Source organism: Rhodococcus sp. 14-2483-1-2 (assembly GCF_002259405.1).
In the GTDB taxonomy this organism is placed as follows: domain Bacteria; phylum Actinomycetota; class Actinomycetes; order Mycobacteriales; family Mycobacteriaceae; genus Rhodococcoides.
Genome location: NZ_NPFW01000013.1, coordinates 72,655 through 97,965, shown reverse-complemented (window position 1 = coordinate 97,965; position 25,311 = coordinate 72,655). Strand labels below are relative to the sequence as shown.

Genomic DNA, 25,311 nt, shown 5'->3' with positions numbered 1-25,311 from the left:
GGTGATCCTTCCGACTCGCGAACTGCACTCTCCCGGTCGATGCAAGCGAGCCCAGGCTGGGGCGAGAGTTGAACACAGTTGCCGGATACCTGATTCGGTCGTCCGCAGAGAAAGGCAGAAAACGTGTTCGTCGCCTGGAGAGACCTACGATTCGCCAAGGGGCGGTTCGCCCTGATGGGAACCGTCATCGTCCTGATCACGATGTTGGTCGGTCTGTTGTCCGGACTCACTGCGGGCTTGGGCAGAGAAAGCACATCGGCGGTCACCGATCTGCCGGCTGACCATCTGACGTTCTCGGCACCGACGGAACGCAACTCGGTGTCGTTCACCGACAGCACCGTCACCGAATCCACCTGGCAGCAGTGGGCAGCAGTGGATGGGGTGCAGCGAGCGGAACCGCTCGGCATCACGACCACCAAAGCCGAGGCCGGTTCACGCAGCGCCTCGATCTCTGCGTTCGGCGTGCAGCCGGGCTCGACTCTGGCACCGAAATCGGACCTGATCCGCACCGGCAGCGCAGTGCTGTCCACGTCGGCCGCAGAGGAACTGGACGTCGGAATCGGCGAGGACTTCGTGCTCGGTGGACAGCGGCTGACGGTCGCTGCTGTCGACGGCGACGCCTCCTACAGCCACACCCCGGTGATCTTCATGGATTTGGGGGCCTGGCAGACATTGTCCGGTGGAGCCCCCGCAGGCCCACTGCGCGCGACCGTGGTCGGATTGAGTACCGACACCGATGTCGACCTCGCTGCGGCCGACGAACGGATCGGAACACACACGGTGCCCACCGCGGACGCCAAGTCCGCCGTCGGCTCCTACAGCTCGGAAAACGGTTCGCTGCAACTGATGCGCGCGTTCCTGTTCGCGATCTCCGCACTTGTCATCGGGGCGTTCTTCACCGTGTGGACCATCCAACGCAGTGGGGACATCGCAGTTCTCAAGGCTCTCGGAGCATCTACCGCATACCTGCTCCGAGATGCTCTCGGTCAGGCCGTCGTGGTGCTGACCGCCGGCACCGTCGTCGGGACGGGTTTGGCTGCAGGAGTGGGCGCACTCGTCGGCGGCACTGTGCCGTTCGTCCTGGACCCCGGCACCGTGGTGCTACCCGCGCTGATCATCGTCGCCCTCGGCGCAGTCGGCGCGGCTCTGTCCATCAATCGAATAACGTCCGTTGACCCCCTCACTGCACTCGGGAGCGCACGATGAGCCTGCATCTGACCGGTATCACTCTCACCTACCCCGACGGCGACGCCCGGCTCACTGCGTTGGACGGCGTCGATCTGCACGTCGAGAAGGGCACGATGACCGGCGTCATCGGCCCGTCCGGCTCCGGCAAGTCCAGCTTGCTCGCTGTGGCGGCCACACTGATCACCCCTGACAGCGGTCGTGTCGTGATCGACGGAACACCCACTGCCGACATGACCCGCAAAGAGTTGACGACTTTGCGACGCAACAAGATCGGGACTGTATTTCAACAGCCTAATCTCTTGCCGTCGTTGACCGCCGTGGAGCAACTCCAGGTCATCGCCCACCTCGGTGGTCATTCCCCCCGCGGTGCCGAAATATCCGCACTCACGCTCCTCGACGCTGTCGGCCTCGGCGAGCACGCGCACAAGAGGCCGCATCAACTCTCCGGTGGGCAACGACAGCGGGTCAATATCGCCCGAGCCTTGATGAGCAACCCTGCAGTACTGCTGGTCGACGAACCCACAAGCGCACTCGATCACGAGCGAGGAGCAGCGATTCTCGATTTGATCGCCACCTTGACCCGTACCAACGGCACCGCGACCGTTGTGGTCACCCATGACCGCGCACATCTGTCCGACATGGACGAAGTAGTCGAAATCGTGGATGGGCGGCTACTCGCCGACGCTCCGTCCAATTGAAGTGGCGAGCCGAAGGACCCTGCCCGCCAACCTCACTCACGAGTGGGCCGGTAGGCAGGGGCCTTCGGCGCTCGATCGGGTTCTGCCGTGTTCAGCAACGGCATCGCTCGAAACTCGACCAGTTCCGACAGCACGACCACACTGGTCGACCGCGCAATCGTGCGAGATTGGTTGAGTACGATCAGAGTTCGCTGCAGATCGTCATGTGAGGCAGCCGCGACCCGGCACAGCACATCTCCCGAACCTGTGGTCGCGAAGGCCTCCAGCACGCCGGGTATCTGCTCCAGAACTGCGATGACGTCGCCGAGTGCGCCTTGGGCGATTTCCAACGTGACGAACGCCTGCACCCCGTAACCTGCTGCGGCCAAACCGATCCTCGGCTGATAACCGGTGATGACGCCGCTGTCCTCCAGGCGCTGCAGACGGGCCGACACCGTCGCACGTGCAACACCGAGCGTTCGCGACAGCTCGAGCACGCCGATTCTCGAATTGTCATACAGCGCAGCGAGCATCGCTCGGTCCAACTCGTCCAAAGCGTATTCCACCATGCACCTCCCGTTTGCTATACGAATCGTATAGCAACTTCCCCCTTTCACTGCTCTATCTGTACATCACATATAGGCAGAAGACTGTCGATTGACACCCCCACACCTCAATGTTGGGCTGATCGGAACAGTTCGCCCTCACTCGGATCCAACGGGAGACTTCATGAGCCTCGACAGCATTCTCAACGACGACGAAAGACTGGCCGATCTCGACGCCGATCAGCTTCGACAGCTCGTCGGCCTGGTCGAGTACGACGACAAGAAAGATCCCTTTCCGGTCAGCGGCTGGGACGCCATCGTGTGGGTCGTCGGCAACGCGACGCAAACCGCGCACTTCTTCCAGTCCGCGTTCGGCATGGAGCTCGTTGCGTACTCGGGCCCGACGACCGGCCAACGTGACCACCACGCCTACGTACTCAAGTCGGGCGCAGTGCGTTTCGTCATCAAGGGAGCCGTCGACCCCGACAGCGAACTGGTGGCACACCATACGCGCCACGGCGACGGCGTCATCGACATCTCGCTGGCCGTCCCGGATGTGGACCGATGCATCGAGCATGCGCGGGCCCAGGGCGCGCGAGTACTGCAAGAGCCGACCGACATCTCCGACGAGCACGGCACAGTCCGCACCGCGGCCATCGCGACCTACGGCGACACCCGGCACACGTTGGTGGACCGCTCCCGCTATACCGGTACCTACCTCCCCGGCTATGCGCCACGCACGTCGACGTTGCAGCGACCGGAAGGCGCTCCCAAACGCATCTTCCAGGCTCTCGATCACGTGGTCGGCAATGTCGAGCTCGGCAAGATGGACGAGTGGGTCGACTTCTACCATCGCGTCATGGGTTTCACGAACATGGCCGAGTTCGTCGGGGCCGACATCGCCACCGATTACTCGGCCTTGATGAGCAAGGTCGTCTCCAACGGCAACCACCGAGTGAAGTTCCCGCTGAACGAGCCGGCCATTGCCAAGAAGCGCTCACAGATCGACGAGTACCTGGATTTCTACCGCGGCCCGGGTGCACAGCATCTGGCGCTGGCGACCAACGACATCCTGTCCTCGGTCGATGCGCTCCGCGCGGCGGGCGTCGAATTTCTCGCCACTCCTGATTCGTACTACGAGGATCCCGCACTGCGAGCCCGTATCGGTAACGTCCGGGTGCCGATCGAAGAGTTGCAGAAGCGCGGGATTCTGGTCGACCGAGACGAGGACGGCTACCTGCTGCAGATCTTCACCAAGCCGCTGGTCGATCGCCCGACGGTGTTCTTCGAGCTCATCGAACGCCACGGCTCGCTCGGCTTCGGCATCGGCAACTTCAAGGCACTGTTCGAGGCCATCGAACGTGAGCAGGACGCTCGCGGCAACTTCTGACTCGAGATCTGTTCGACGCCGCCCACTGTCAGCGTTCGGTGGGCGGCGCAGTTCGTCCCAGACCACCTCGGTCCTCGTCGAAGATCAACCACGTGCGCGTCGCCCGGACGCCGTCGAGCGACTGCAGGCCCTCCAGCACCACTTGCCGCAAACTCTCGTTGTTGGGAGTCCTGATGAGTACCAGCACGTCGAAATCGCCACCGAGCAAACTGAAGTGGTCTACGAACTCCATCGACCGCAACCCCTCGGACACACTGCGCCACGAATCCTGACGGATGGACAACGCGATGAACGCGGAGGTCCCTAGCCCGGACGCCCCGTGATCGACCTGAACGGTGAATCGCTCGATGACACCGGAATCCTTCAGTCGGTCGACGCGCGTATAGGTATGTGCACGAGAGAGATTCAACCGATCGGCCAGCACCCGCATCGAAACCCGTCCATCCGAGGTCAGCTCGGCGAGGATGCGACGATCCGTGTCGTCCAATTCCACACGTCTCGGGACGTCGTCCATTCGTCCGCTCCTACCTGGTGGTTCGTTGCGGCGATCCGACAGATAGTCAGTTCGCGGCGGAAATGTCAGCAATATGTCTGCAATCCTACGACCATGAGACTTCTTCCTCACCGATTCGGCCAGAATCGCCGTACAAGCCGATTTCAGGAGAGTGCGACATGACGACCGTCGAGAAGGTTCCGGCAACGTCCTACCAACAGTTCATGCCTGCCGACCGTCCCGTGCAATATCTCGCACCCGATGGGACGGGCGTGGACAGTGCCGCCCGCTACGCACACCCGCCCAACGAGCGCCTGCTCGAGATGTACCGCTCGATGGTTCACGGTCGCCGATTCGACCAGCAGGCAACGGCATTGACCAAGCAGGGCCGGCTCGCGGTCTATCCGTCCTCGCGCGGACAGGAGGCGTGTCAGATCGCCGCCGCCCTGTGTCTGGGTGAGCAGGATTGGATGTTCCCGACGTACCGTGACTCGATGGCTCTCGCGGCGCGTGGCGTCGACCAGGTGGAGTTGCTCGGCATGCTCGCCGGCTACTGGCACTGCGGCTACGACCCGACCGCCTACAAGGTCGCTCCCCAATGCACCCCTCTGGCAACACAATTGCTGCATGCAACCGGTTTCGCCTACGCCGAGGCCAAGCAGGGTCGCGACACCATCGCCCTCGCGTTCTGCGGCGACGGAGCCACCAGTGAGGGTGACTTCCACGAAGCCCTCAACTTCGCCGCGGTGTTCCGCGCACCGGTGATCTTCCTGGTGCAGAACAACGGCTTCGCCATCAGCGTTCCGCTCGCGCGTCAGACTGCAGCTCCGTCGTTGTCGCACAAGGGAGTCGGCTACGGCATCGGTAGCGAGCAGGTGGACGGCAACGACCCGATCGCGATGATGGCCGTGATGGATGAGGCCGTGAAGTACGTCAGAGCAGGCAAGGGACCGGTGGTCGTCGAAGCGCACACCTACCGCATGGATGCCCACACGAACGCCGACGACGCCACTCGTTACCGCAAGGCAGACGAGGTCGAGGGATGGTTGGCCCGAGATCCACTCTCGCGCCTCGATTCCTACCTCGAGGCCCAGGGTCTTCTCACCGACGAGCTGCGCGAGCAGATGACGGTATCGGCCGACGCCGACGCCGCGGCACTTCGCGCGGGCATGAACGTCGACCAGGACGTCGACCCCGAGGATCTGTTCCGGTTCGTCTACTCCTCCCCCACCCCCGGCCTGACCGAACAACGCAATCAGGTCGCTGCCGAAATCGCAGCAGGAGAACTGTCATGACCACGATGACCATGGCCGGAGCCCTCAACGCCGCACTGCGCGACGCGTTGACCGAGGACGAGAAGGTCGTCGTCTTCGGCGAGGACGTCGGCACGCTCGGCGGCGTCTTTCGCGTCACCGACGGACTGACCCGAGACTTCGGTGACGATCGCTGCTTCGACACCCCGCTCGCGGAGTCGGGCATTGTCGGATTCGCGATCGGGATGGCGATGTCGGGCTACAAGCCCGTCGTCGAGATGCAGTTCGACGCCTTTGCCTACCCGGCTTTCGAGCAGATCGTGTCGCATGTTGCGAAGCTGCGCAACAGAACTCGAGGATCACTCACCGCGCCGATGGTCATTCGCATCCCGTTCGCGGGAGGAATCGGCGGCGTCGAGCATCACTGCGACTCATCCGAGGCCTACTACGCCCACACTTCCGGGTTGAAGGTCGTCTCCCCGTCCACCGTCGCCGACGCGTACTCGCTGATGCGTGATGCCATCGCCGACCCCGATCCGGTGATCTTTCTCGAACCGAAGCGGCTGTACTTCTCCAAGGACGACATCGAGCTGACCAAGACCGAGCCGATCGGCACGGCCGTCGTGCGCCGTGCCGGTACCGACGTCACGCTTCTCGCCTACGGACCCACCGTGTCCGTGGCCATGCAGGCCGCGGAGTTTGCGGCGGAGGACGGCCGAAGCGTCGAGGTCGTCGATCTGCGATCGCTCAATCCGTTCGACGACGAGACCGTCGCGGCCTCGGTACGCAAGACCGGACGCTGCATCGTGATTCAGGAAGCACAGGGCTTTTCTGGAGTGGCCGCGGAGATCGCCTCACGGGTATCCGAGCGATGCTTCCATCACTTGCACGCTCCGGTACTGCGGGTGACCGGACTCGACATTCCCTACCCTGCACCGAAACTCGAGCACTTCCACCTGCCGTCCGCAGACCGTGTGCTCGATGCCATGGACCGACTGCAGTGGAACGATGCGCCCGACCTCAGCAAGGCGGTCACGGTATGAGCATGCAGGTATTCCTGCTCCCCGACCTCGGCGAAGGACTGACCGAGGCCGAGATTGTCCAGTGGAAGGTCAAGCCCGGCGATACGGTCACCATCGATCAAGTCGTCGTCGAAGTAGAGACCGCGAAAGCGTCCGTCGAGGTGCCCTGCCCGTTCGAGGGTGTTGTCGGCGAACTGCATGCGGCCGAGGGCACCTCACTCGCCGTCGGTGCCCCGCTCATCAGCATCACCGGCGGTGCCGTCGCCGATACGCCTGCGACCCACGAGCGTTACCGCGAAGAAGAACGCGCCGGTTCGGGGAACGTCCTCATCGGCTACGGCACGGGACACGGCCCGGCCGGCCGTCGGAAGCGAAGTGCGGCTGCGCCGCAGTGGAGTGAAAAAGCGCCCCAGGGGGCACCTAACCGCACCACTGCGCAGCACATCTCAACGCCGAAGGTGCTCTCCCCCATCGTTCGGAGCATGGCGTTGCGGGGTGGGCTCGATCTGGGCAGTATCGACGCAGAAGGCAGCCACGGCGTGATCACCCGCGCGGACGTCGAGCGAGCCTTGGCCGGTTCGGCCGTTGCTTCCTCGCCGGAGGGCATGACTCGAATTCCCATCACCGGGATACGTAAGACCATCGCAGACAAACTCTCTCGCAGTCGCGCGGAGATTCCCGAGGCCACCGTCTGGGTGGATGTCGACGCGACGGCCCTGCTGCAGGCCCGACGCGACCTCGACGCCTCCATCGACGGAGTGAAGGTGACACTGCTGGCGGTCCTCGCCAAGCTGACGATGATCGCGTTGGCGAAATTCCCCGAACTCAACAGCACAGTCGACACCGCAGCAGACGAGATCCTGCGCTACGAGAACGTCGGACTCGGCATTGCAGCACAGACCAGTCGCGGACTGATGGTTCCCGTTGTGCCGCAGGCCGACAAGGCCGATCTGAAGGAACTCGCCGAGCGGTTGGCCGAGCTGACCGAACTGGCACGTACCGGTTCTCTCCCTGCAGCTCGCTTGAGCGGCGGAACGTTCACGCTCAACAACTACGGAGTATTCGGTGTCGACGGCTCGGCCGCGATTATCAACCACCCCGAGGCCGCGATTCTGGGGATCGGACGCATCATCGACCGCCCGTGGGTGGTCGACGGCGCACTCGCCGTCCGCAAGGTGGCGCAGCTGTCGTTGGCATTCGATCACCGCGTGTGCGACGGCGGAGTGGCAGGTGGGTTCCTGCGCACGGTGGCCGATTTCGTCGAAAACCCCGTCGTGGCATTGGGATCCGTCCGATGAGCGACGTGGACGTTCTCATCCTCGGCGGTGGATCGGGTGGGTACTCGTGTGCGCTGCGTGCTGAGCAACTCGGCCTGACGGTCGCGCTGGTCGAGGAGGACAAGCTCGGCGGCACGTGCCTGCACCGCGGATGTATCCCCACCAAGGCTCTGCTGCACACCGCCGAGGTGGCCGACGCGGTCCGCGGTTCGGCGCATGTCGGCGTCACCGCATCGTTCGCGGGCGTAGATATGCCTGCGGCACTGGACTATCAGCGAACCGTGGTCGCCGGCCTGTACTCCGGACTGCAGGGCCTGCTGAAGCGTCCGAACATCGAGATCGTCTCCGGCCGTGGTCAGGTGGTCGGTCCTCGCACCGTCGAGGTGGACGGTCGACGCATTACCGGGTCTTCGCTGGTCCTCGCGACCGGGACGTATTCGCGCACCATCCCCGGTATCGAACTGGGCCCACGTGTGCTCACCAGTGACAGCGCACTGTCGCTGGACCGGGTACCGGAGTCTGTCGTCGTACTGGGCGGCGGAGTCATCGGGATCGAATTCGCCAGCATCTGGGCCTCTTTCGGTGCTCAGGTTACCGTCGTCGAGGCCCTCGATCGCATCGTTCCCGGTGAAGACGAGTGGTCCTCGAAGCAGTTGACCAAAGCACTACGCAAGCGCAGCATCGACATTCGTACCGGTACCAAGGTCGAGTCCGTCGCTGAGTCCACCGACGCAGTCTCTGTGTCATTGTCGTCCGGGGACAGCCTCACCGCCGATCTTGTGCTGGTGTCCGTCGGTCGTGGGCCTCGCACCGACGGCTTGGGTCTGGCCGAGCAGGGCATCGCCACCGAACGCGGCTTCGTCACTGTCGACGACAATCTGCTCACCACCACAAACGGCGTCTATGCCGTCGGCGACATCGTGGCGGGCTATCAGTTGGCTCACCGAGGATTTCAACACGGCATGTTCGTCGCCGAGCACATCGCCGGCCTGGAGCCGGCGCGTGTCGACGGCGATCTCGTTCCGCGCGTGACCTATTCACATCCCGAGGTGGCGTCGGTCGGTCTCACCGAGAAGGCCGCGGAGCAGAAGTACGGCACCGTGACGTCGGTGGTCTACGACCTCGGCGGCAACGGCAAGAGTCGCATTCTGTCCACTGCCGGTGGAGTCAAAGTCATCCGTGCCCGCGAGGACGGTCCGGTCGTCGGCGTCCACCTCGTCGGCGACCGTGTGGGTGAATTGATCGGTGAGGCCCAACTTGCGGTCGCGTGGGAGGCATTGCCGTCGGAGGTCGGTAGTTTCGTCCATGCCCACCCCACTCAGAACGAGGCACTGGGCGAGGCAATGATGGCCTTGTCGGGGCGGCCGCTGCACACGCACAGCTGAAAGAGCTTCGAGTGGGTCGCGCCACCGTTCCGGTTCGTTCTTGTAGACCTAGTTCCGGGCGCCGCTTCGCTTTGGGCTTCTGATCCGCCGGGCAGGCTGAAATCTCAACTTGCAGTTGGCCGGAGATCTCAACAGCGATAACACGTTCCGTCACCTGCGCCCAATCGTCGGCTGATCACGCCTACCTCTCCAGGTCTGGAGTGTCCGCGCGTGCGGTGCACAGAGCATGACTGCCAGCGCGCGGGTGTTACCCATACGAGGCCCGGCCAGGGCGAACATCATGTGCTCGCACGACAGGAACACTTTCTGGTTGCCTTGGACCGTGTGGCCTACGATGACCCCGATGTCGGCGTCGTCCAGCGTGTCCCGGCCGACGAGGTCCGGTCTCAGCTTCTTCCCTCGTTCGAGTGCCTGCTTGCCGGTCACTCCATCCAGCTTCGACGAGGGACCCATCAATTAGGCCTTGGCGTCGAGATCGTTTTTCTTGACACTTACGGCCGCGCGTGCCGCTGCGGCGACCCCGGTGAGACCGGAGGCAATGATCACCGTGATCACGAAGATCCATGTCGAGACGGTCGGCCAAGTGAGCTGCCCGCCGGCCACGGAGAACAGGGCAACGAACGGATTGCCGGGGATCTGCTGGCCGGTGTCGGTGAACGCGTGCCCCAGCCACAGCGAACCGTATGCCACGGCGATGAGCGCGATCGCGAGCAGCACTGCGATGAGCGGCAGCATCGACGAGGACGCTCCGGCACCCTTCGAGGTCGCCTTCTTCGTCACCATGCGTCCACACCACCCTCGACCGCTGTGTCGACGCCGCGGTCGATCTCGATAACCTGCGCGACCCGGTCGGTGATGTCGACGACCGAGTCCGACGAGCGGTCCTGGCGCGCTGTGTCGAGCATGAGATCGGCCAGACGGAGCGGTTCCACGTCGGCAGAGGTGGAGGACACGTCGAGGGTGTGCTCGGCGATGTCGTCGAAATCGAGGCCATCGAGCTCGGCAGGCAACTCCAGGACGTCCAGCGACAGACCCAGCCGGAGCACCGCATCGTCGATACCGTTGTCGACCAACCGCTCCCGCCACGCATCCTCGTGCACAGCCGTGCGATCGACGGTGGCGTCCGCCCACTCCTGCTGCACGGGATCGGTGAAGGTCTGCGCGGCGATCAGCTCGTGCGCCACACCGGCCGCAGCGAGATATGCAGCGGCCCGCACCAACGACACGTCGGAATCGAGTAACCCGAATGCTCGACTGTCACTGCGCGGCTCGTACGAGTGCGACCGACTACGGATCTCCTCGCGGCGGACGTGCGCGCGATCGGCCAGGCTGCGGCGGCGAGCCGCAGCCAAGGTGGCGCGGCGACCGCGTTCATAGGCGGCAGCAGCGATCTGTGAGCGGCGCTGCAGCTCCGCGGTCGAGACAGAGCGTGTGGTCATCGACGGTCACCACCGTCGACAAGGGACGGGACTGGAAAATGGCTCGGCGGGAGCGAGTGAGGAATCGACATGGAGGGCCTTCACTGGGAGCGTCGGCCAGCCCACAGCTTGAAGACACCGACACCTGAAAGCGGTGCGGTGCAGTGCTGTTGCTGGATGGACGCTAGACCGTGACCCTCATCGACGGTCGAACAACCTCACCATAACGCATGACGCGGGTCTGCTGCAGCCTTCGCGTCCGTCTGGCTCGGGGAGCGTTAGTAGACTTCGCGCACCTCGGTGAGGTGCCGTTTGAGCATTTCTAGCTTCATGACGTCGGCCTGGAGCTTGGCGAACGCTCCATGCAGGGTCTTCGCGTTCTCGCGGTCGTACGAATGGAAAAGCGATGCGCCGCGAAGGTCGTCCCCGAGTGGGCCATCCAGATCTTGCTGGGCCTCGTTGACGTCGAAACGAATAGCTTCGACCTCCGTCTCGAGGGTGCGCACCCGTCGGTCGACGATTGCGAGCTGGTCGGTGTAGAGCTTGAGCACCATGTGCTCGACCTGAGTCCAGCTCGGAGCATGAGCAACGTGCATGTAGATGTGTCCGCGGCGGGATCTCACCACTCCGTCGACCAGTGCGCGCGCAGCAACGAGTTCCTGCAAAACCTGTATCCGGACGCCGCACTCTTTCGCTGCGGACGACAAAGTCACGTACTCCGGGTTCTCGCGCGGGTCGACCTCATCGCTCGGCATGGGCAAGAGCGTACGCAGCGCCGGGGTGCTAGAACGTCACTCCTGGGGGCGGGTCGAGTCGGAAAGTGTTGCCTCCCCATCCTGTCCGATCGTCTCCAAGTCGCTCAGCCCGTGCGGCGAGCGGGCCAAGAGCACTCGGTAGATCTTCCAGATGCGCGATGGTTGTGCCGAATGCTTCGGCCGTTTTGGAGCGAGTTAGGAGGCTGATCATCTCCCGGTCCGGGACTACGACGTCACTGTAGGGAACTGCATGAGCGAGGGCGTCTATGTCTCGAATTGGGTTCGTAGTCCATGGCTTTCGTTGACGGAACAGGTGTGTCTTGAGGTCCGCCGCGATGCGGAGAGAAGGGACTGCGTCAGAGAAATTTGAGAGCTTTCGCCGCGCAGTCTTAACGTCTTTCCCACTGAACGTGCGCTCGACCGACATGTTGTATTCGTGAAACAGTTCGTAGAGTAGCCGGTTGTGCTCGTGCAGTACTTCTCTCGCTTGTACGAAAAATCGCAGCACCGGCGCTGAGGGCTTAGCCATGCCCTCGTTTTTTAACGCCGTATACAGGTGGTTTTCCCAGTCGACTCGGCTGGACATCGATGCGGCTGCTGCTTCGGGGTTGTAGCCATTCGCTCTGAGAGAAGCTACTTGATCGTCTCGAGGCCCTGCGAACAGCCGAAATTCGGCCCACTGATAGACCTCGGTCATGGTGGTCCGAGGGATCAGCGTCTCGACCTCCGGGGCAGAGAACGTGAATCCGCCTGCTTCACCTCGAAATGCCCAGTGAGCGCCGTGGCCGAGGACATCGATCGGTGCAGGTCGGAATGTTGGGCGTCCGAACTGGGCGTGCATGGCTGTGCGAAATTGGTGCTCGACGAGCACTTGTGGCGCTCGCAGTGTCCGCATGTACGAGATTGATGCCACTGTCCGAGCGAGTGTCATCCGTTGATTTGGGTCGGTTACGCCGGACAAGGTTTCGCTGTAGGTCGTAGAGGACAGAGGGAATGCGACTCCGGACTCCGCGGCATTCTTGACCGCCTCAAATGCCTTGATTTCTCTACTGTCGCCTTTCCCGTTCTCTGCTTTCGCCAGCGCGACCCACATCCATTGATCCAGGTAGACGGTTGGGCGGGACAGCTTTAATACTCGTGAAGCTTGTACTGGCTCGGTCACCATCCACCCCTGTCACTACGATCGAGGGACCGCTCGCGTAGAGATTGCATCACGATTTGCCGATCCTTATGTTTCGTCACTCGGCGCAGCGCTTGGATCGTGGATCCCAGATCAACGGTCGTCGTGCGCCACACTTCCGCAGCGGCGGTCGCCTGCTTCGGTATCGAGTCTCGCATTCGGTCGGTCACTCGGATCGATGGGCCTGTGCCCGCGTGCAGGTCGTTGAAGTGCAGTTCGTTGCGGACCGAGAGTAACGCGTCTTCCTCCACGTCGCCGGCGAACTGTCGACCCATCTCGATGACGAAGAAGCCGAGTTGTTTCGCCATCCAGAACGTCGTGTAATGCGCGCGACGGCACACCATTATCGGTAGAATCAGCTGGTCAGGGTTGGGTTTTTGAAGCAGCACACCCTTGTCCAGCAGTTGGTAGAGCTCCGCCGAGCTGGGATATATCCAGGAACGAATGTTCTTGACTTCGAAGATGGTGGTCACGGGCGTCTGTGGCAACCCACTCACGACTGGGACGATGAACCCCGCGCTATCGAGTGCTCCCGGCAGCGTTACGCCCAGCAGGTTCTTAGTTTCGCCAGCACCGGGCGCGGCGGGCTGTAGTGCGCCTGACGCGATCAGCGCAGACCTCACAGCGACTTCGCCTGCTGGTCCGATCAAGCCATGGGGGAAGCGTTGTGTGCCCTGAGCCCAACTGGTGTACCGGGAGTAGACGAGGCGCTTGCGGGCCGCGGCTCTGTCGATTCTCGTAGCTCGACGTCGTCGGTCCGCGAGCTGGATGGTGTCGATGCTGCGACCTCCACGGGTGGGGTTGCCGCGAGACCACTCGATCACGTCGGCATTTCCGAGATTGCGCAGGGCGGTCGTGATGTGGTGCGGGTCGATGTTCCCGGTGTGCCCTTGCCAGTAGCGTTCGGCGATACGGCTTTCGATCTCGGGTGGAACAACGGCGAAGTGTTCGTTCAGTGTCTCGACGATGCGGCTCTCGGCCAGGGCGACGTAGTCGCTGACGGGAGTGGCCATGAGGCCAGTCTGCCTCGAAATTACGTTTCAGGACATCGGAGCCGCCATATATAGAAGTTGTTGTGGTCGGGCTCCTTGAGCTAGCAGTGATTCCTGTCGACGATACTGATGTGGTGGACAGTGCGTACCAGAAGTTGAAGTGGGCAGAACGGCGGGCCGACGAGCTCAAGAGCGACATCGAAAGCTATCGGGCGTTGGACCCAATACAGTTTCGACAAGGACCGTCCACTAAGAGTGTCTTCGACCCATCGCTACTAGTTGTGCGGTTCTACGCTGCGGTCGATCCGCAAATGCCTGACTGGTGGGGCTTGGCCCTCGGGGACGTGCTGGGAAGCCTGCGGGCCGCGCTAGATCACGCACTTGTCGGGCACGTTCGGAATCAAGTGCCGAATCTGCCGGAGTCGAAGGAACGCAGGCTTCAGTTTCCGGTTCTGACCGAGCCAGAGCTGTGGAAGGGGACATCCAAGAACCCTGGGCCTGAGCGATCGCTGAAAGGCCTATGTTCGCCTGAAATGTTGGACGCTGTGAAGAATTGCCAGCCTTTCGGCTTTCTGCCCGACAGGGATCCCCAGCAGCATCCACTCTCGGTTCTCAACCGGCTTGTGAACGTCGACAAGCATCGGGAGGTCTCAGTCGTCGCATACGTTCCGCATGAGCTGACCTTCGATGACTCCGCGCCCACTGTCGAAATCGTCAGTTATGCCCATGGCACCAGTGATCTGGTAGACGGGGCACACGCTGGAACTGTGATCGTCAGGAAACCGGAGCCATCGGTTAGGTGGCAAGCGGTCTCGCTCAAGCCTGTTCCGACCATCGGATACGTGGAGACAACCCGGATTCCTGGGATTGTCGACGAGCCAGGTATCGGAGTCGGCACTGTTTTGGACTTCCTTGTGGAGGGAGTACGCACGACGCTCGACGAGATGGCCGCTGCAGGAGCGTGAGCCGAAACAGGACAGCGTGTGCGTTGGGCCGCAGATGGCCGGTTGTGAACCCTTGATAAACTAGAAAACCCGCCAACCAGTAGCGGTTGACGGGCAGCCCAACTAGATGAGCGCGATAAGTGCTAGGAGCACGATGGCCGCAACTGCAATGTTGAGCTTGAATCCACGAAATTCAATTGATAATTTCATATTTTTTGTATCGGCGCGTCCCGCACGACTTGCCGAGCCTTTCGGATAATTACGAGACGCGCAGTCCCGTAATGCGAGAGGGCCTGCGTGACCGCTGTCAGCTATAAAAGCCCGACATCCCAGTATAGCGTATTTCAAGTCTCGGTGGCTTCATGGTCGGTCCCAGGATATCCTCGTTGCTTGGCTTCGGCAGTGGGCGATAGATGCTCAGGACTCGGTCGGATGACTTACTCGTTCTTGGTTGCGGACCGCGAATATATCCACGAAACCAGCGCCCACAGTGCCACTGGACCGCCTGGCGCATAAAAAGAGGCCGAATCCAGAACTTCGATCTCGACTCCATCGGACGCTAGTCCCAGTATTCCAAAATACACAAAATAGCCTAAGTAAAGAACCGAGAAAGCGCAGATGATGAGCTTCGCTGTCTCCCAGTCCAGGAACTGTGCAATAAATAGCTTCCATTGCCCTGATTCCTGTGCACCATTATGACTTTCCAAACGCTTGAGCTCTCGCTCTATTGCGGTGTCTATTGGCGTCGTATTTACTCCCGCCGGAAGTTCTTTCCGAATCTTTACGAGCTGATCGAGTCTCTCGTGCGGCGACTTCCGGGCGGTGCGTACCGCCAGCCCGGAGACGATGAGAGCGGCGATGATGGGAGCCAAGGCCTTCAAGATTTCCAGAGGCATGGAGGGATCTTGCCACGCTCTGTGCGGGATCGGTGTGCGGCCGCCGGCAGCTCGACGGCTGTGTCTTCACGGAGGCTCTTCCCGATCGTCGGACGAGACGCGTCCCCGAGCCGCGGTCGTGGCGCGTTCAGAGACGATTCTGTATCCGCGCGCTGGACGGGGGCGCTGCGCAGATGGCGGGGTGATACAACCGCGATATGATTTCGGACTACAAAGATGATCCTGACTCATGCGGGGACGAGCGCACCAACATCGCTGCGATGGTCTCTCTCTTCGCGGCGTTGGTCGGTTTATTTCCCGTTGCGATCGTGTTCGGAGCGATCGGGTACGTCGAGGTCGGCGGCCGTCAACACGAACGCGGTTCGGGGATCGCCCTCGCAGGATTGATTCTGGGCTCGTTGGAACTGATTGCCTTGATTGTGGTGCCGCTGGTCCTTCTACTTGTTCGGTAATTGGACGCGACGAGACCATTGCTACTGAGACGAAAGGGGCGAGGTGTGGGGCTTTCGACGGGCGAGCTGGCCGTTCGAGTTCTTCGGCAGCAGCGGGCCGCGATGGAGACAGAGCTTCAGCGCGCCCTCGTTGTGTACAAGTCGCCGCTGGAAGGTTCTCCACGGCATGGCGACGTGCGATGGATCGAGGGTGTGGGTGCGGACCGAGTCGAGGGTCTAACCGGAGTTCTGAACATGGGCCTTTGCGAAATCGCGGAGCTGTTTCGTGTTGTGGAGGAGTACATCAAAGCCCTAGAGCTGCTGCTTCAGCAAGACGAGCTACTCCCCATACCGATGATGTCGATCGTCCGGTCGGTCCAGGAGGGCCTACTTGAGGTGTGCTGGGCTACCGATCCGAGTGCCGCTCCTCCTCTTCGCGCGGCCCGATCGGCCGCCCTGTTGGTTCGGACAGTTCAGGGCAACGTCTCTCCCTTGAAGTGGTTCCCCGGATCTGATGCGAAGCTGGCCGAGGTCTGGGAAGCGGTAAAAGGCGCACAAACGTTGCTGTCCGGACTCGGGTTCGAGTTCCGGTTCGACAAGGCGGAGAAGCTCGTGACATCGCTGACCTACGGTGACGGCGGTAGGGCCGCGGTCAAGGTCAACATCACCGAGGCTGCGACCCGCTATATGCCTGGGTCGGAGCGGATTTGGGAGGTTGGGTCAGGGGCAACGCACTCACGTAATTGGTTCACAGGTGGACTGGATGGTCCTGCAGACTCCATTTACATTATGGCGGTGACGCCGATATTCGATTTCGCAGACGCGGTGGTCGACAGCATTCACGGTTACGTCGGGCTGTCCACTGACGCCTTTCACTCGAAAACGCATTTCCGTCGCGTTGCGCTTTTGCGGCGAGACCCTAGACAAGCGTCGGCCGTGGGTCAGGCGAGCTACGCGGACTATGCCGCCGCGCGTCTCGCCGAGTGACGCCGGGGCTGGTGACAGTCGGAGTTGGGGGCGGAGTGAGGGTGTCAATGAGTATGATATTTACTGGTAACGCGACGTATCTGACGGTTACCAATTGGCCTCGACCTTCTTCCGTCGCGCACGCGTGGATGACGTGGGGGAGAGCTGAGGCGGCAGGCACCGAAGCCTCTTTGGGGGCTACTGCGGGCATAAATGTTCGCGGGCGGCGTTTGCTTTCGTGACACCGTGGGCGATCAGTGATTCGCTCGAGTTGATTGTGCGCAAGCTCTCTTCGACTGAACTGGCGTACGAATCTCGCTCGGAGCTGGGTAAGCGAGCTATTGCGGTACATGCGATCATTCCGTCGAACGCGGCTGCCCACGGGGTGCTGGTCGAGGTGGGGACTCCTTGGAATGACTCCTCGACTTCGCAGACTGCGCTGACGTAGCGGGCATAGCCGCCTGGTGGGATGCTCGCCACTAATTGTTCCTGCTCAGACTCCAGGTCGGGCGGCAGCACTGCGAGAGCTGAGTCGGCAGAATTTCCTTGTCGGATTGCATCGACCTCGGCGTCCGAACTTCCACCAGTGATGGCAGTATTTGCGAGCAAATTTGCAGTCCCCTCGTAAACCTGGCGGAGGGTGGGGTTGTCAGAGTCTCGGTCCGCGCACGGCTGACCGGCAACGGACAGGCCTTGTTCACTCGTGTCGTTCACAGTTGATGTTCCGCCGCCCGCAGCATCGGTTGCTGTGTCGGGCGGGTTGGAACATGCAGTAAGGAGTGTGGTGGCCACAGCGGCAGCTGCAGCTACGTAGGCGAGACGCACTCGTGTAGAAGTCATTCCGCGATCTTGGCACTGAAGTTGTAGTACGCCGTTGTCAGGACAGCGGATTCATCCGAACGAAGGACGGTGTGGCATCCGTAGCGTCATGCTGTCGCGTGGCCGACGCATGCAGCACATCCCATCTGAGCGAGCTCACGTAGGCCAACGATGCGCAGATTCAATGCTTGACCAGCAGACGTGTGCAGTACAGCGGCACCGAAGGTCACTATCTCGTGAATTATCGGGCAGTCGAGCCGTGATCGGCAGACGCCATATCGGACAGCCCGGCGACGCCTAGAATGGCCTGGAGTGAGCGTGTCGTTGTGTAGGCGACCCCACGATTAGTAGAACAGGTCGCAGAGCGCAGTACGGTGGCCATATGAGCGCAGCGGCCACGATCTCGAACGAGACGTACCGCAACCTGCGCATACGCGCGCGAGCCGAAGAAGCCTGGCGGCAGTATGACCGGCTCGCCCCGGCTGCACTGCGAGCAGCGGACCATGCCTGGCAGCGCGAACGGAAGCGTCAGGACTCCGTGGTCCTGGTAGCGCGTCTGGCACGCGAAGTTCGTCGGCTCAACGCTCCACTCGACTCCGCCGCACGCCTGCGGTCAATGATGGGCGTTCATCGACGATCCGGGCCACCTCCCGGACATCTGGTCGCCAGCTCTCCATGTCTCACCCGCGGGCCCACCGACACCGCAAGCCGATCACTTCTTTTCGATCCGCTTGCGGGATTGGTGCGCGCCTGACACGGTGACACGTCTTTCTCCGCAGGTCCCCGCGACTTCAGGAGAAAGACATGCTCACGCTCGCTCTATTTCGGTTCCTCGCTGCCCCCATCGCAGTTCTGATTCTGGTGCTACTGGTCGCAACAGCTGCGCTGGTGGCACTACTGGCGGGGCAGGCCAAAGCCGCTCGAGCCATCCCAATTCTGCTCGCGCTCCTCGAAGCGTTCTGCTCACTTTTCGGCGCGGGGAGTCGTCGATGACCCGGCCACAGTCCCGCCCTGTCGGCCGGCCCATGCTGTGCCCTGAGGCGATTCTGCGCCGAATCCTGGAGTATCGGCAGGACGGTTGGACCTATCGCCGGATCTGCGACATCTTCAATGCCGAAGGTCTCCCCACTCCGTCAGGCAAAACGACCTGGTACCCGTCGTATCCGTGGCGGCTGATGGGTACAGCTGCGGCCGCGCGTCTACGCAAGCGCATGGTCGTCGTCCATGATGCGGTCGACGCACGAGAACGTTCACTCAGAGCGCGGCGAGGATCATCACCCCTCGAAAACGGAAAGCGCGTCGTGAACGTGCTCGAAACAGTCAATCGTCGTGCTCGGACTTCTCCCGGCCGGCGGGTAGTCGCAGCCGAGGACGATCGAGTACGGACATCGCTCGCTCGAACCGACTCAAGTCGACCTCGGACTCAGGGCGCGATACCCAATATGCCACTGCGACAATCAAAAAGCGGTAGCTCGTTGCGAGGAAAAGAACGAACAGCGGTAGGTAGATCAGCATCAGACACGCTCCGGACGCATGGCTACGACGCTCGGGCGCACGTAGCGTCAGCGTAGAACGTTCTGAGATGCCGCGACCGGGCTATTTACCCTTCCGGCCCGACTGGCCTGTCCCGTGCCCGAGGCCTCGACAGACTTGCCGGATCAGATAGCACGACGTGGAACGTCCCGCCTGTCCGCATCCTGAAACAGGGCTATCTTACAACCGACTTCCGGGATGCGACTACTGTCGCTGCCCCGTGAGTCGCCCGCCGACCTATAGCCTGCTGGTTACGACATTGACAATCAATGCCGATAATTTAGATTGTGTCAAGTTAACCTCTACATACTTTGTGCAGTAACAGATTTCGCTCTTACTCTGTTGCTTGCGTGTCATGTGACGGACGGACAGTGACGTCACGAAATTGCACTGACTGTCATCGAACTGGTGAAGCCGCTTCAACGACTCCCCCCAGTTCGTCCCTATCGGCGGATTGAACAGCGAGTTCTAGCAACTCGGCGCAGTGCTCAATGGCCCACCACAGGGACTCGACGCCGTGATCGATGCCCTCAATCTTCATCGACTACCCGATGCACGCAAAAAGGCGTCGCCGGTATCGACGCTAAAGGTGACGTCAACCGTTCGTCAGCCTGCAACTAATATTGCCTGCGTCGCACGGCTCGGACCTGAAAGTTAAGTGGAAAGGCACTGCCACTTTCCAGTGTTACCCCCAATTTTAGTGAAGTCATACCAGTCGACCTTGGCGGTAGCCATACTGACAAGGCAAAATTTTTGGGTACCGGGTTGGTCTTCAACAAGTTTAAGTTCGTTCCATCGACAAGTGGACGTGTTTTTACACTTGATTCCGTCATAGTCGATTTGGGCAGAATCCCTAGGTGAGTTTGAAGTCCTATTCTGGTAAAGGTATTGCAGCGCAATCGAGCTGACTACTCTGTTGCAATACCCAGAAATCGTGATGTAGATAGGTCCGTCAATCCCTTCCCCCTTCTCGTACATGGATCCGGTCTTCTGATAGATGGATTGGATGACATCGCATTCGGCTTCTCCAGACGGCATCGGCAATGTTTGTTGACTTGAGCAGGAAAGCATCAGATTCCCGATGTCTACTTCTGCGCCCGGATAAACAAGCATCGCCGGAGTGGTACCCAGAACGGGACAGTTACTGCCGACGTAGTTGGCAGTAACTCTATAAGTCTGGTATGCCGGTTGGCCATACCAACTGGTGCATCCAGTTTCACCGCTTGCGCCTGACTGTCGTGCGCCCCAGTCACCGTTCGACCCCAGAACTTCGAGTTGGACCGGGACGTTCGGTACGAGTTGGAGAGACTGCAGGTCCATGGCGCAAAAGTTGATTTCAACTTGGCTCTCGACCAAGTTGAAATCAACTTGGCTCTCGACCAGGTTGTCGGCCGAGCCCGCTAAGGGAGCGGAGTAGAGGCCGTGCCCGGACGATGTTGTCGCCACGGCGATTGCGGCGGCGACTGCGGCGACTGCGAAAAGAGACCAGTTTCTTCTGGTTGGCATTCCGTCCCCACCGCCCAAAGCTATGAGTAAATGTGCCTGGCTTGCCCGAGTCGCGCGGCATCCGTCATCCTCAAAAGCGTGTCCCGGTCGATGATAGCTTTGCTCGAAGTGGGCGGTGGCACTTTTGGGATACTTGAGCTAGTGAGGACGGTAGAAGGCAACCGATGTGAGGGCGGCGGCTTCGTAGGGATCCATCTGCTGCACTCGGAACTCGTGAAAGAGATCAGCGCGAGACACTTCCAAACGATGCCGAGCCGCCGACGGCACTCGGTGCCGGGGACCGAATGCGCCGGCGACGAACCACCACCTTTGGACCAAGCCGCAAGCCTGCACACGACCTAAGCGAAACTTGTCCGATGAACCCCGCGGACCCTGCGAGCCGATCCCACACAGCTCGCGAGATCACAGACATCACTCGCCAGGCAGTGATAGACACACTGACACTCGATCGCGACTATTTCTGGGTGGGCAAACTCGACGAAGTCACTTTCCTGAGCGCCCTATACGACCTGCACGACCTTCCCAGCACCGACCGCCGGTACACGGACGCCGCCGGCGACATACACCAGCACTGCATCAACAACAACGACTGGGGAGAGGGCTGGGTCTTCGGGGACACCAGGTTCAGCATCCGCACCGGTCCAGATGATGCTTTCCTTCGGTTTCTCACCCGCACCGTGCACCCTCTCGTACGAGACCCCGAGATCGCAGAATCCATGGTAATTCGCCTCAACGAACTGCTCGCCCCCGACAGCTACGAGCTGGTCGCAGACGGAACCATCAGTGGGCGAACACTTTACAACTGGCGACGAATCAGTAGCTTCCATGGTGACCGCCCCGCCGGCCTGGTCCTCGACCGAGCAACACTCGACGACCGTACAACCCTCGATCGACATCTGAGACGTATCGAAGCAAGTATCGCAACGGATCCTGAAGCTGCCATCGGCGCGTGCAAAGAGCTGATCGAGTCTGTGTTCATCCAAATCCTCGATGATCTTGGAGGGACCTACAAGCGCAGCGACGACCTCCCAACCCTGTACAAAGCGACCAGCAAAGCGTTGGGCATCGCCGGTAAATCAGTCGAAGGTGACGCCGCCGCGAGCTCGGCTGTCAACGGGCTTTTGCGAGGACTTGCCAGCTCGGTACAAAGCCTCGGCGAGCTGCGGAACAAAATCGGAACCGGTCACGGCCGAGGATCTCCGAGCACCGCCGATCGACGACACGCCCGGCTCGCCCTGAACTCAGCTGTGGCCATTAGCGAATTCCTATTCGATGTATGGGACACACGGTAGATCGAAACGCGCTAGTCCAATCGGCCTACGACGACATCCGAGGAGCGTGGCGACGCCCCGGTCGGTCCGGACTAGTGGTGGTATCCGTTCGCGATCCCTGTCGGGGATTCCGGCGATGAGGCGTCGAGGCGATTCTTCGTCGGTCGGACCGTCGCCATGAGTGTCAGGTGCGGGCTGTTCGGCAGTGCCCGGCTCGACAGTGTCGGGTGTGAGCGACAACGAGTCCGTGGCCACGGTGCCTGAGCGTGTGCTCGACGAGCTTGCGCAGGTGTTGATCGACAGGATCGATCAACTCCTCGATCGGGTGACCGATCGGGCTGTGGGCGCGCCGCCTCCGGGATCGGCGGCGTGGGAGTTGGAGTGGAGTGCCCGAGACACGGCGATCGGACGTGCGCGCGTGGCCGAACGGTCGCGTGTACGAGAGGAATTGGCGCGCCGCGCGCGTGCCGAACTCGGCGTCGCCGAAGGTTCCGCACCGGCGGTGCCGACTCGGCACGCTCCCCCGGTCGGACCCCGCCGGACGAAGCCCGGACGTGTCCGTGTCGACGAGGCACAGCTGACCTTCTTCTGAACTCACCGCTCGGACTCGTCTCCCGATGGGTGCAGGCGTACGACCCCGTTGCTGTCCTGCGGCACCCGTTTACCGTCGCACGGTGCGTTTCTTGGTGCCTGCGGTGGATTTGCGGTCCTCGAACTTCAGCTTGAATCCAAATGTCTTGCTGCCCTGGTAGGTCCCCGCGGCCAGTGCGCCCTTGGCCCGGTACGTCTTACCTGTCTTGCTTGTGGCGTCGAATTCGATGGTCTCCCCGGCCAGCAGCGACGCGAGTTCCTGCTCGGTGAAGTCCTTACCAGGCCAGTGTTCGTTGGCACCCCATCCGCGTCCTTTGAACGTGACCGGCTTGCCTTTCCACACTCCGCTGACCAGATCAGTCCGAGGTGCACGCTCCTCGAACTGCGGGTTGAAGCTCACGTGTGGGTACTGCTTGCCGTCTTTCTCCCTCACGCCTGGTTCGAGCTTTCCCGTGCAGGTGAACGTCTTCCCCGACTTCGCGCTCGTCGCAACGATCTCGATGACTCGGCCAGCGAGCAGTGCCGCTACTTCGGTGTCGGTGAACCGGTGGCCACCGAAAACCCGCTTCGCACGGGTCACGACCGTGCCAGCATGAGTGAAATGCAGCTTCGGTGGCAGCTCGATCATCTCCACCGCTTCTCGGGTCACCCCTGCCTTACTCATCCGTGCCGTGAGCTCGGCGGACAACGCCCTCGCATTCGCCGTCATCGTCTCGAGGTCGCGGCGCACCAGATCCGCCACGAGGGACAAAAAGTCGGCTGCCTCTCCGGTTCCGGCCTCGATCTGCGCCATTTGCTCGAATACCTGCTCGGTGATCGTCAGATCGCCGATGTGTGTGCCAGGCAGGATCCGATGGTTGAGTTCACCGATTGCGCTGAGGGTGATCTTGCCGCGCTGCTCGACCATCAGGGCCTTGCCGCCCGAGTTGTTCGTGACCTCGGCATAGGTGCTCGTCCGGGTCGCGCCGGTACCCACGCTCCGCTTCTCGAGCTGCTCCATCAACCATCCCATCGTCGGATGCGGCGGCCGTGCAGGGAAGCCCTCGTGGACGAACGGGTCCGCGACAGTACCCAATGCCGTCGCACCCGTGGGTTGCTCGTCGAGCTCGCCGCCCTCTTCCTCGACGACGAACACGCCTTTCCACCCGAGCACTGCGGGCACATTCAGCGAGCCGACGAAGCTCGGATACTTCTCGACGTGCCCGCGATGTTGGTCGTACTCGTAATCGGGGGCGAGCATCGTCAGGTAGTTCTTGGCGAGGAGCTCGTAGATCTCTTTGCCCAGCTCGCCGTAGGCCTTCTCCACTGCGTCGAGGCTTGCTGGGACGTTGGGCCCCGGGCGGTTGGCACCGTGCGCGCCGCCGGACTTGACGTGGCTCGTACGTGGGCCGCGGTGGCTCAGCGCCGCCGGATCCACTCCGACCCCGGCGATCGCGTCGACCAGGGGAAGTAGCTCGTTTAACTGCTCGATCGAGATGAACTTGTCCTCGGTGCGCGGGTAGGACACCACTTGCGCCTCGTACATCTTCTGATAGGTGTCGAGAACGTTCTTCGCCCCGAAACCTTTCTTCGACAACAGAGATGACAGTGCGGCCAGGTCCATCAGTTTCGGTGGTCCCGTTTTCTTGCGTGTGGTCCCGTCGTGGACGACCGGTGATGACTGCAGGCCGCCGGGAACATCGTTCTCGTTCTCGAATCGATCGATCTCGGGGTCGGTGTATGTCACGCCGTTCTCGTCCCGAAACCGGTTCTCGTAGAACGCCTTCTTGACGTATCCGTTGTGGGCGTCGAGTCCGTTGCCGACGATGACGACCATCGCGGACTTGAGTCGCCCGTTACGCAGTACCGTGCTCGCCCCGGTCGTCTTGGTCGCGAGTCTGGTGAACTGCATCGAGAGCATGTCCCACTTCGACCGGAAGTCGGCCTTGCGGTAGTCGCCCTCGGCCGAGATCGCGGTGACCGGGCGACGGGCTGTGAAGGCTGTGCGCAGCGATGCAGAGGTTTCGTCGAGGAACTCCATGCGTTCGAGCTTCTCGTTCTCGAGGCCCAAGTACTCCACGATCTCCCAGCCGAGGAGTGAGCCTTCACCGGTCGGGTCGAGATCGGCTGCATTGCAAATGCTCTCACATTCAGAGAGCACGGTCTTGAGTTCTTGTGGTTCTGGGTGGGAGATCCCCTGTCCTCTACGGTGTTCGGTTCACCTGGCAGGGGATGTATTCCTGTCGCCAGATCGTGTACTCGATCTGGAAGTAGTCCCGGTTCGCCCACAGGTAGCCCTTGGCCTGGTCGCCGGGCGCTCTGTCTTCCTCCGAGGACCAGTTGTCGATCATGATGTCCGCCGCCCGCCCGGAGGGATCGTCGTCGAATCCTCCACCGTCGGCACTCCGCCCAGCGATCGGGGTGATCTGCGGGAACTTCGCGTGGACGGCGCGGACGGTATTCGACCTGGAAGTGCTCCTCTGAGCCGAGGTTTGCTGGCAGTTTCGCCATCTCTGTTGTGGGAGAGGGCGGCATGCGGCGGTCTCAGTCGGGTCGGAAGTGGGCTCTAGCGGTTGTCTCCGCTACCGGGCTCGGCGGCCCCACAGAACGGCTGGAAGGCCGATCACGTTGTCGGGTGGCCCAAGAACCGGTGTAGGACTCGGAGTGAAGGTGAGCGTCGTTATTGCACCGCAGTCGCCCTCGTCGGCGATGTGCAGCCGGGCAGGGTCACATTTGCCCTTTACGCACAGGACCTCGCTAAGGGAACACGTGGCCGTGGGCCGTCCATGCCCTGTTCGAT

At 61.7% G+C, this 25,311-nt stretch carries 26 protein-coding genes; 14 read left to right on the top strand and 12 right to left on the bottom strand.

The genetic code is table 11. From position 1 onward, the window contains the following. The first annotated feature begins 123 nt into the window (after positions 1 to 123). Both CH295_RS11545 and CH295_RS11540 read left to right on the top strand, forming a co-directional pair. Positions 124 to 1,206 (top strand): ABC transporter permease, encoded by a 1,083-nt coding sequence (locus CH295_RS11545; protein ID WP_094740765.1) that lies wholly within the window; start codon positions 124 to 126, stop codon positions 1,204 to 1,206. Continuing rightward, complete coding sequence (locus CH295_RS11540) at positions 1,203 to 1,886, top strand: ABC transporter ATP-binding protein (RefSeq protein WP_094740764.1); 684 nt, start codon at positions 1,203 to 1,205, stop codon at positions 1,884 to 1,886. The genes CH295_RS11545 and CH295_RS11540 overlap by 4 nt, the downstream gene beginning before the upstream one ends. A gap of 32 nt (positions 1,887 to 1,918) precedes the next feature. Here the strand turns inward: CH295_RS11540 and CH295_RS11535 are convergent, their stop codons facing one another. Further along, positions 1,919 to 2,434 (bottom strand): Lrp/AsnC family transcriptional regulator, encoded by a 516-nt coding sequence (locus CH295_RS11535; RefSeq protein WP_094740763.1) that lies wholly within the window; start codon positions 2,432 to 2,434, stop codon positions 1,919 to 1,921. Positions 2,435 to 2,594: 160 nt separating this feature from the next. On the opposite strand from CH295_RS11535, the gene hppD reads away from it, so the two are divergent. After that, positions 2,595 to 3,800 carry a 4-hydroxyphenylpyruvate dioxygenase gene (gene hppD, locus CH295_RS11530; RefSeq protein ID WP_094740762.1) on the top strand — a complete coding sequence of 402 codons (1,206 nt, stop codon included), beginning with the start codon at positions 2,595 to 2,597 and terminating at the stop codon, positions 3,798 to 3,800. A 28-nt stretch (positions 3,801 to 3,828) separates the two neighbouring features. Here the strand turns inward: hppD and CH295_RS11525 are convergent, their stop codons facing one another. Continuing rightward, positions 3,829 to 4,314, bottom strand: a complete 486-nt coding sequence (locus CH295_RS11525) for an Lrp/AsnC family transcriptional regulator (protein WP_094740761.1) — start codon at positions 4,312 to 4,314, stop codon at positions 3,829 to 3,831. Positions 4,315 to 4,472: 158 nt separating this feature from the next. Between CH295_RS11525 and pdhA the strand changes: the two genes are divergently transcribed. The 4 genes from pdhA to lpdA are packed head-to-tail and all read left to right on the top strand — an operon-like array spanning position 4,473 to position 9,230. Then, positions 4,473 to 5,588 carry a pyruvate dehydrogenase (acetyl-transferring) E1 component subunit alpha gene (gene pdhA / locus CH295_RS11520; protein ID WP_094740760.1) on the top strand — a complete coding sequence of 372 codons (1,116 nt, stop codon included), beginning with the start codon at positions 4,473 to 4,475 and terminating at the stop codon, positions 5,586 to 5,588. Continuing rightward, positions 5,585 to 6,589: an alpha-ketoacid dehydrogenase subunit beta gene (locus CH295_RS11515; RefSeq protein WP_094740759.1), complete on the top strand. Its 1,005-nt coding sequence runs from the start codon at positions 5,585 to 5,587 to the stop codon at positions 6,587 to 6,589. The genes pdhA and CH295_RS11515 overlap by 4 nt, the downstream gene beginning before the upstream one ends. Then, positions 6,586 to 7,866, top strand: a complete 1,281-nt coding sequence (locus tag CH295_RS11510) for a dihydrolipoamide acetyltransferase family protein (RefSeq protein WP_094740758.1) — start codon at positions 6,586 to 6,588, stop codon at positions 7,864 to 7,866. Before CH295_RS11515 ends, CH295_RS11510 begins: the two co-directional genes overlap by 4 nt. Then, a complete protein-coding gene (gene lpdA / locus CH295_RS11505) occupies positions 7,863 to 9,230 on the top strand; it encodes a dihydrolipoyl dehydrogenase (protein WP_094740757.1) in 1,368 nt (455 codons plus the stop codon). The genes CH295_RS11510 and lpdA overlap by 4 nt, the downstream gene beginning before the upstream one ends. Before the next feature lie 150 nt (positions 9,231 to 9,380). Here the strand turns inward: lpdA and CH295_RS11500 are convergent, their stop codons facing one another. The 6 genes from CH295_RS11500 to CH295_RS11475 all read right to left on the bottom strand — a co-directional run bounded on the left by CH295_RS11500 (position 9,381) and on the right by CH295_RS11475 (position 13,596). Further along, positions 9,381 to 9,656 (bottom strand): hypothetical protein, encoded by a 276-nt coding sequence (locus CH295_RS11500; RefSeq protein WP_141217005.1) that lies wholly within the window; start codon positions 9,654 to 9,656, stop codon positions 9,381 to 9,383. A gap of 30 nt (positions 9,657 to 9,686) precedes the next feature. Beyond that, entirely contained in the window at positions 9,687 to 10,013 is a 327-nt protein-coding gene (locus CH295_RS11495) for a hypothetical protein (protein WP_094740755.1), read from the bottom strand. Continuing rightward, the gene (locus tag CH295_RS11490; protein ID WP_094740754.1) at positions 10,007 to 10,669 is read right to left on the bottom strand and encodes a TraI DNA relaxase; all 663 of its coding nucleotides are present in this window, start codon (positions 10,667 to 10,669) and stop codon (positions 10,007 to 10,009) included. Before CH295_RS11490 ends, CH295_RS11495 begins: the two co-directional genes overlap by 7 nt. Before the next feature lie 257 nt (positions 10,670 to 10,926). Next, complete coding sequence (locus tag CH295_RS11485; RefSeq protein WP_094740753.1) at positions 10,927 to 11,403, bottom strand: hypothetical protein; 477 nt, start codon at positions 11,401 to 11,403, stop codon at positions 10,927 to 10,929. A 28-nt stretch (positions 11,404 to 11,431) separates the two neighbouring features. Continuing rightward, positions 11,432 to 12,565 (bottom strand): hypothetical protein, encoded by a 1,134-nt coding sequence (locus tag CH295_RS11480; protein ID WP_141217004.1) that lies wholly within the window; start codon positions 12,563 to 12,565, stop codon positions 11,432 to 11,434. Continuing rightward, positions 12,562 to 13,596: a hypothetical protein gene (locus CH295_RS11475; RefSeq protein WP_094740751.1), complete on the bottom strand. Its 1,035-nt coding sequence runs from the start codon at positions 13,594 to 13,596 to the stop codon at positions 12,562 to 12,564. The genes CH295_RS11480 and CH295_RS11475 overlap by 4 nt, the downstream gene beginning before the upstream one ends. 62 nt (positions 13,597 to 13,658) lie before the next feature. On the opposite strand from CH295_RS11475, the gene CH295_RS11470 reads away from it, so the two are divergent. Further along, entirely contained in the window at positions 13,659 to 14,540 is an 882-nt protein-coding gene (locus CH295_RS11470; RefSeq protein WP_094740750.1) for a hypothetical protein, read from the top strand. 416 nt (positions 14,541 to 14,956) lie between these two features. Here the strand turns inward: CH295_RS11470 and CH295_RS11465 are convergent, their stop codons facing one another. Further along, a complete protein-coding gene (locus tag CH295_RS11465; RefSeq protein ID WP_094740749.1) occupies positions 14,957 to 15,415 on the bottom strand; it encodes a hypothetical protein in 459 nt (152 codons plus the stop codon). A gap of 260 nt (positions 15,416 to 15,675) precedes the next feature. Here CH295_RS11465 and CH295_RS11460 point away from each other — a divergent pair, with 260 nt between their 5' ends. From CH295_RS11460 to CH295_RS11440, 4 genes are all read left to right on the top strand, one after another. Further along, positions 15,676 to 15,867 (top strand): hypothetical protein, encoded by a 192-nt coding sequence (locus CH295_RS11460; RefSeq protein ID WP_252342003.1) that lies wholly within the window; start codon positions 15,676 to 15,678, stop codon positions 15,865 to 15,867. Positions 15,868 to 15,912: 45 nt separating this feature from the next. Next, entirely contained in the window at positions 15,913 to 16,833 is a 921-nt protein-coding gene (locus CH295_RS11455; protein WP_094740747.1) for a hypothetical protein, read from the top strand. Between the two features lie 1,180 nt (positions 16,834 to 18,013). Further along, positions 18,014 to 18,385 (top strand): hypothetical protein, encoded by a 372-nt coding sequence (locus CH295_RS11445; protein WP_094618099.1) that lies wholly within the window; start codon positions 18,014 to 18,016, stop codon positions 18,383 to 18,385. Between the two features lie 50 nt (positions 18,386 to 18,435). Continuing rightward, positions 18,436 to 18,624: a hypothetical protein gene (locus tag CH295_RS11440; RefSeq protein ID WP_094740745.1), complete on the top strand. Its 189-nt coding sequence runs from the start codon at positions 18,436 to 18,438 to the stop codon at positions 18,622 to 18,624. Between the two features lie 1,194 nt (positions 18,625 to 19,818). Here CH295_RS11440 and CH295_RS27495 read toward each other — a convergent pair. Beyond that, a complete protein-coding gene (locus CH295_RS27495) occupies positions 19,819 to 20,670 on the bottom strand; it encodes a hypothetical protein (RefSeq protein WP_141217003.1) in 852 nt (283 codons plus the stop codon). A gap of 356 nt (positions 20,671 to 21,026) precedes the next feature. On the opposite strand from CH295_RS27495, the gene CH295_RS11430 reads away from it, so the two are divergent. Next, entirely contained in the window at positions 21,027 to 21,962 is a 936-nt protein-coding gene (locus tag CH295_RS11430) for an abortive infection family protein (RefSeq protein ID WP_170945870.1), read from the top strand. 208 nt (positions 21,963 to 22,170) lie between these two features. After that, positions 22,171 to 22,533 (top strand): hypothetical protein, encoded by a 363-nt coding sequence (locus CH295_RS11425; RefSeq protein WP_141217002.1) that lies wholly within the window; start codon positions 22,171 to 22,173, stop codon positions 22,531 to 22,533. A 69-nt stretch (positions 22,534 to 22,602) separates the two neighbouring features. Here the strand turns inward: CH295_RS11425 and CH295_RS11420 are convergent, their stop codons facing one another. After that, complete coding sequence (locus CH295_RS11420) at positions 22,603 to 24,672, bottom strand: DNA topoisomerase (protein ID WP_252342002.1); 2,070 nt, start codon at positions 24,670 to 24,672, stop codon at positions 22,603 to 22,605. A 43-nt stretch (positions 24,673 to 24,715) separates the two neighbouring features. Beyond that, the gene (locus CH295_RS27765) at positions 24,716 to 24,928 is read right to left on the bottom strand and encodes a VldE C-terminal domain-containing protein (RefSeq protein WP_502694495.1); all 213 of its coding nucleotides are present in this window, start codon (positions 24,926 to 24,928) and stop codon (positions 24,716 to 24,718) included. Positions 24,929 to 25,311 lie beyond the last annotated feature (383 nt).

Coding starts and splice junctions, on each gene's coding strand:
- CH295_RS11540 (WP_094740764.1), top strand. CDS start 1,203: ATGAGCCTGCATCTGACCGGTATCACTCTCACCTACCCCGACGGCGAC.
- CH295_RS11535 (WP_094740763.1), bottom strand. CDS start 2,434: ATGGTGGAATACGCTTTGGACGAGTTGGACCGAGCGATGCTCGCTGCG.
- lpdA (WP_094740757.1), top strand. CDS start 7,863: ATGAGCGACGTGGACGTTCTCATCCTCGGCGGTGGATCGGGTGGGTAC.
- CH295_RS11515 (WP_094740759.1), top strand. CDS start 5,585: ATGACCACGATGACCATGGCCGGAGCCCTCAACGCCGCACTGCGCGAC.
- CH295_RS11485 (WP_094740753.1), bottom strand. CDS start 11,403: ATGCCGAGCGATGAGGTCGACCCGCGCGAGAACCCGGAGTACGTGACT.
- CH295_RS11490 (WP_094740754.1), bottom strand. CDS start 10,669: ATGACCACACGCTCTGTCTCGACCGCGGAGCTGCAGCGCCGCTCACAG.
- CH295_RS27495 (WP_141217003.1), bottom strand. CDS start 20,670: ATGCCAACCAGAAGAAACTGGTCTCTTTTCGCAGTCGCCGCAGTCGCC.
- CH295_RS11495 (WP_094740755.1), bottom strand. CDS start 10,013: ATGGTGACGAAGAAGGCGACCTCGAAGGGTGCCGGAGCGTCCTCGTCG.
- CH295_RS11525 (WP_094740761.1), bottom strand. CDS start 4,314: ATGGACGACGTCCCGAGACGTGTGGAATTGGACGACACGGATCGTCGC.
- hppD (WP_094740762.1), top strand. CDS start 2,595: ATGAGCCTCGACAGCATTCTCAACGACGACGAAAGACTGGCCGATCTC.
- CH295_RS11445 (WP_094618099.1), top strand. CDS start 18,014: ATGAGCGCAGCGGCCACGATCTCGAACGAGACGTACCGCAACCTGCGC.
- CH295_RS11430 (WP_170945870.1), top strand. CDS start 21,027: ATGAACCCCGCGGACCCTGCGAGCCGATCCCACACAGCTCGCGAGATC.
- CH295_RS11510 (WP_094740758.1), top strand. CDS start 6,586: ATGAGCATGCAGGTATTCCTGCTCCCCGACCTCGGCGAAGGACTGACC.
- CH295_RS11460 (WP_252342003.1), top strand. CDS start 15,676: ATGGTCTCTCTCTTCGCGGCGTTGGTCGGTTTATTTCCCGTTGCGATC.
- CH295_RS11440 (WP_094740745.1), top strand. CDS start 18,436: ATGCTCACGCTCGCTCTATTTCGGTTCCTCGCTGCCCCCATCGCAGTT.
- pdhA (WP_094740760.1), top strand. CDS start 4,473: ATGACGACCGTCGAGAAGGTTCCGGCAACGTCCTACCAACAGTTCATG.
- CH295_RS11465 (WP_094740749.1), bottom strand. CDS start 15,415: ATGCCTCTGGAAATCTTGAAGGCCTTGGCTCCCATCATCGCCGCTCTC.
- CH295_RS11475 (WP_094740751.1), bottom strand. CDS start 13,596: ATGGCCACTCCCGTCAGCGACTACGTCGCCCTGGCCGAGAGCCGCATC.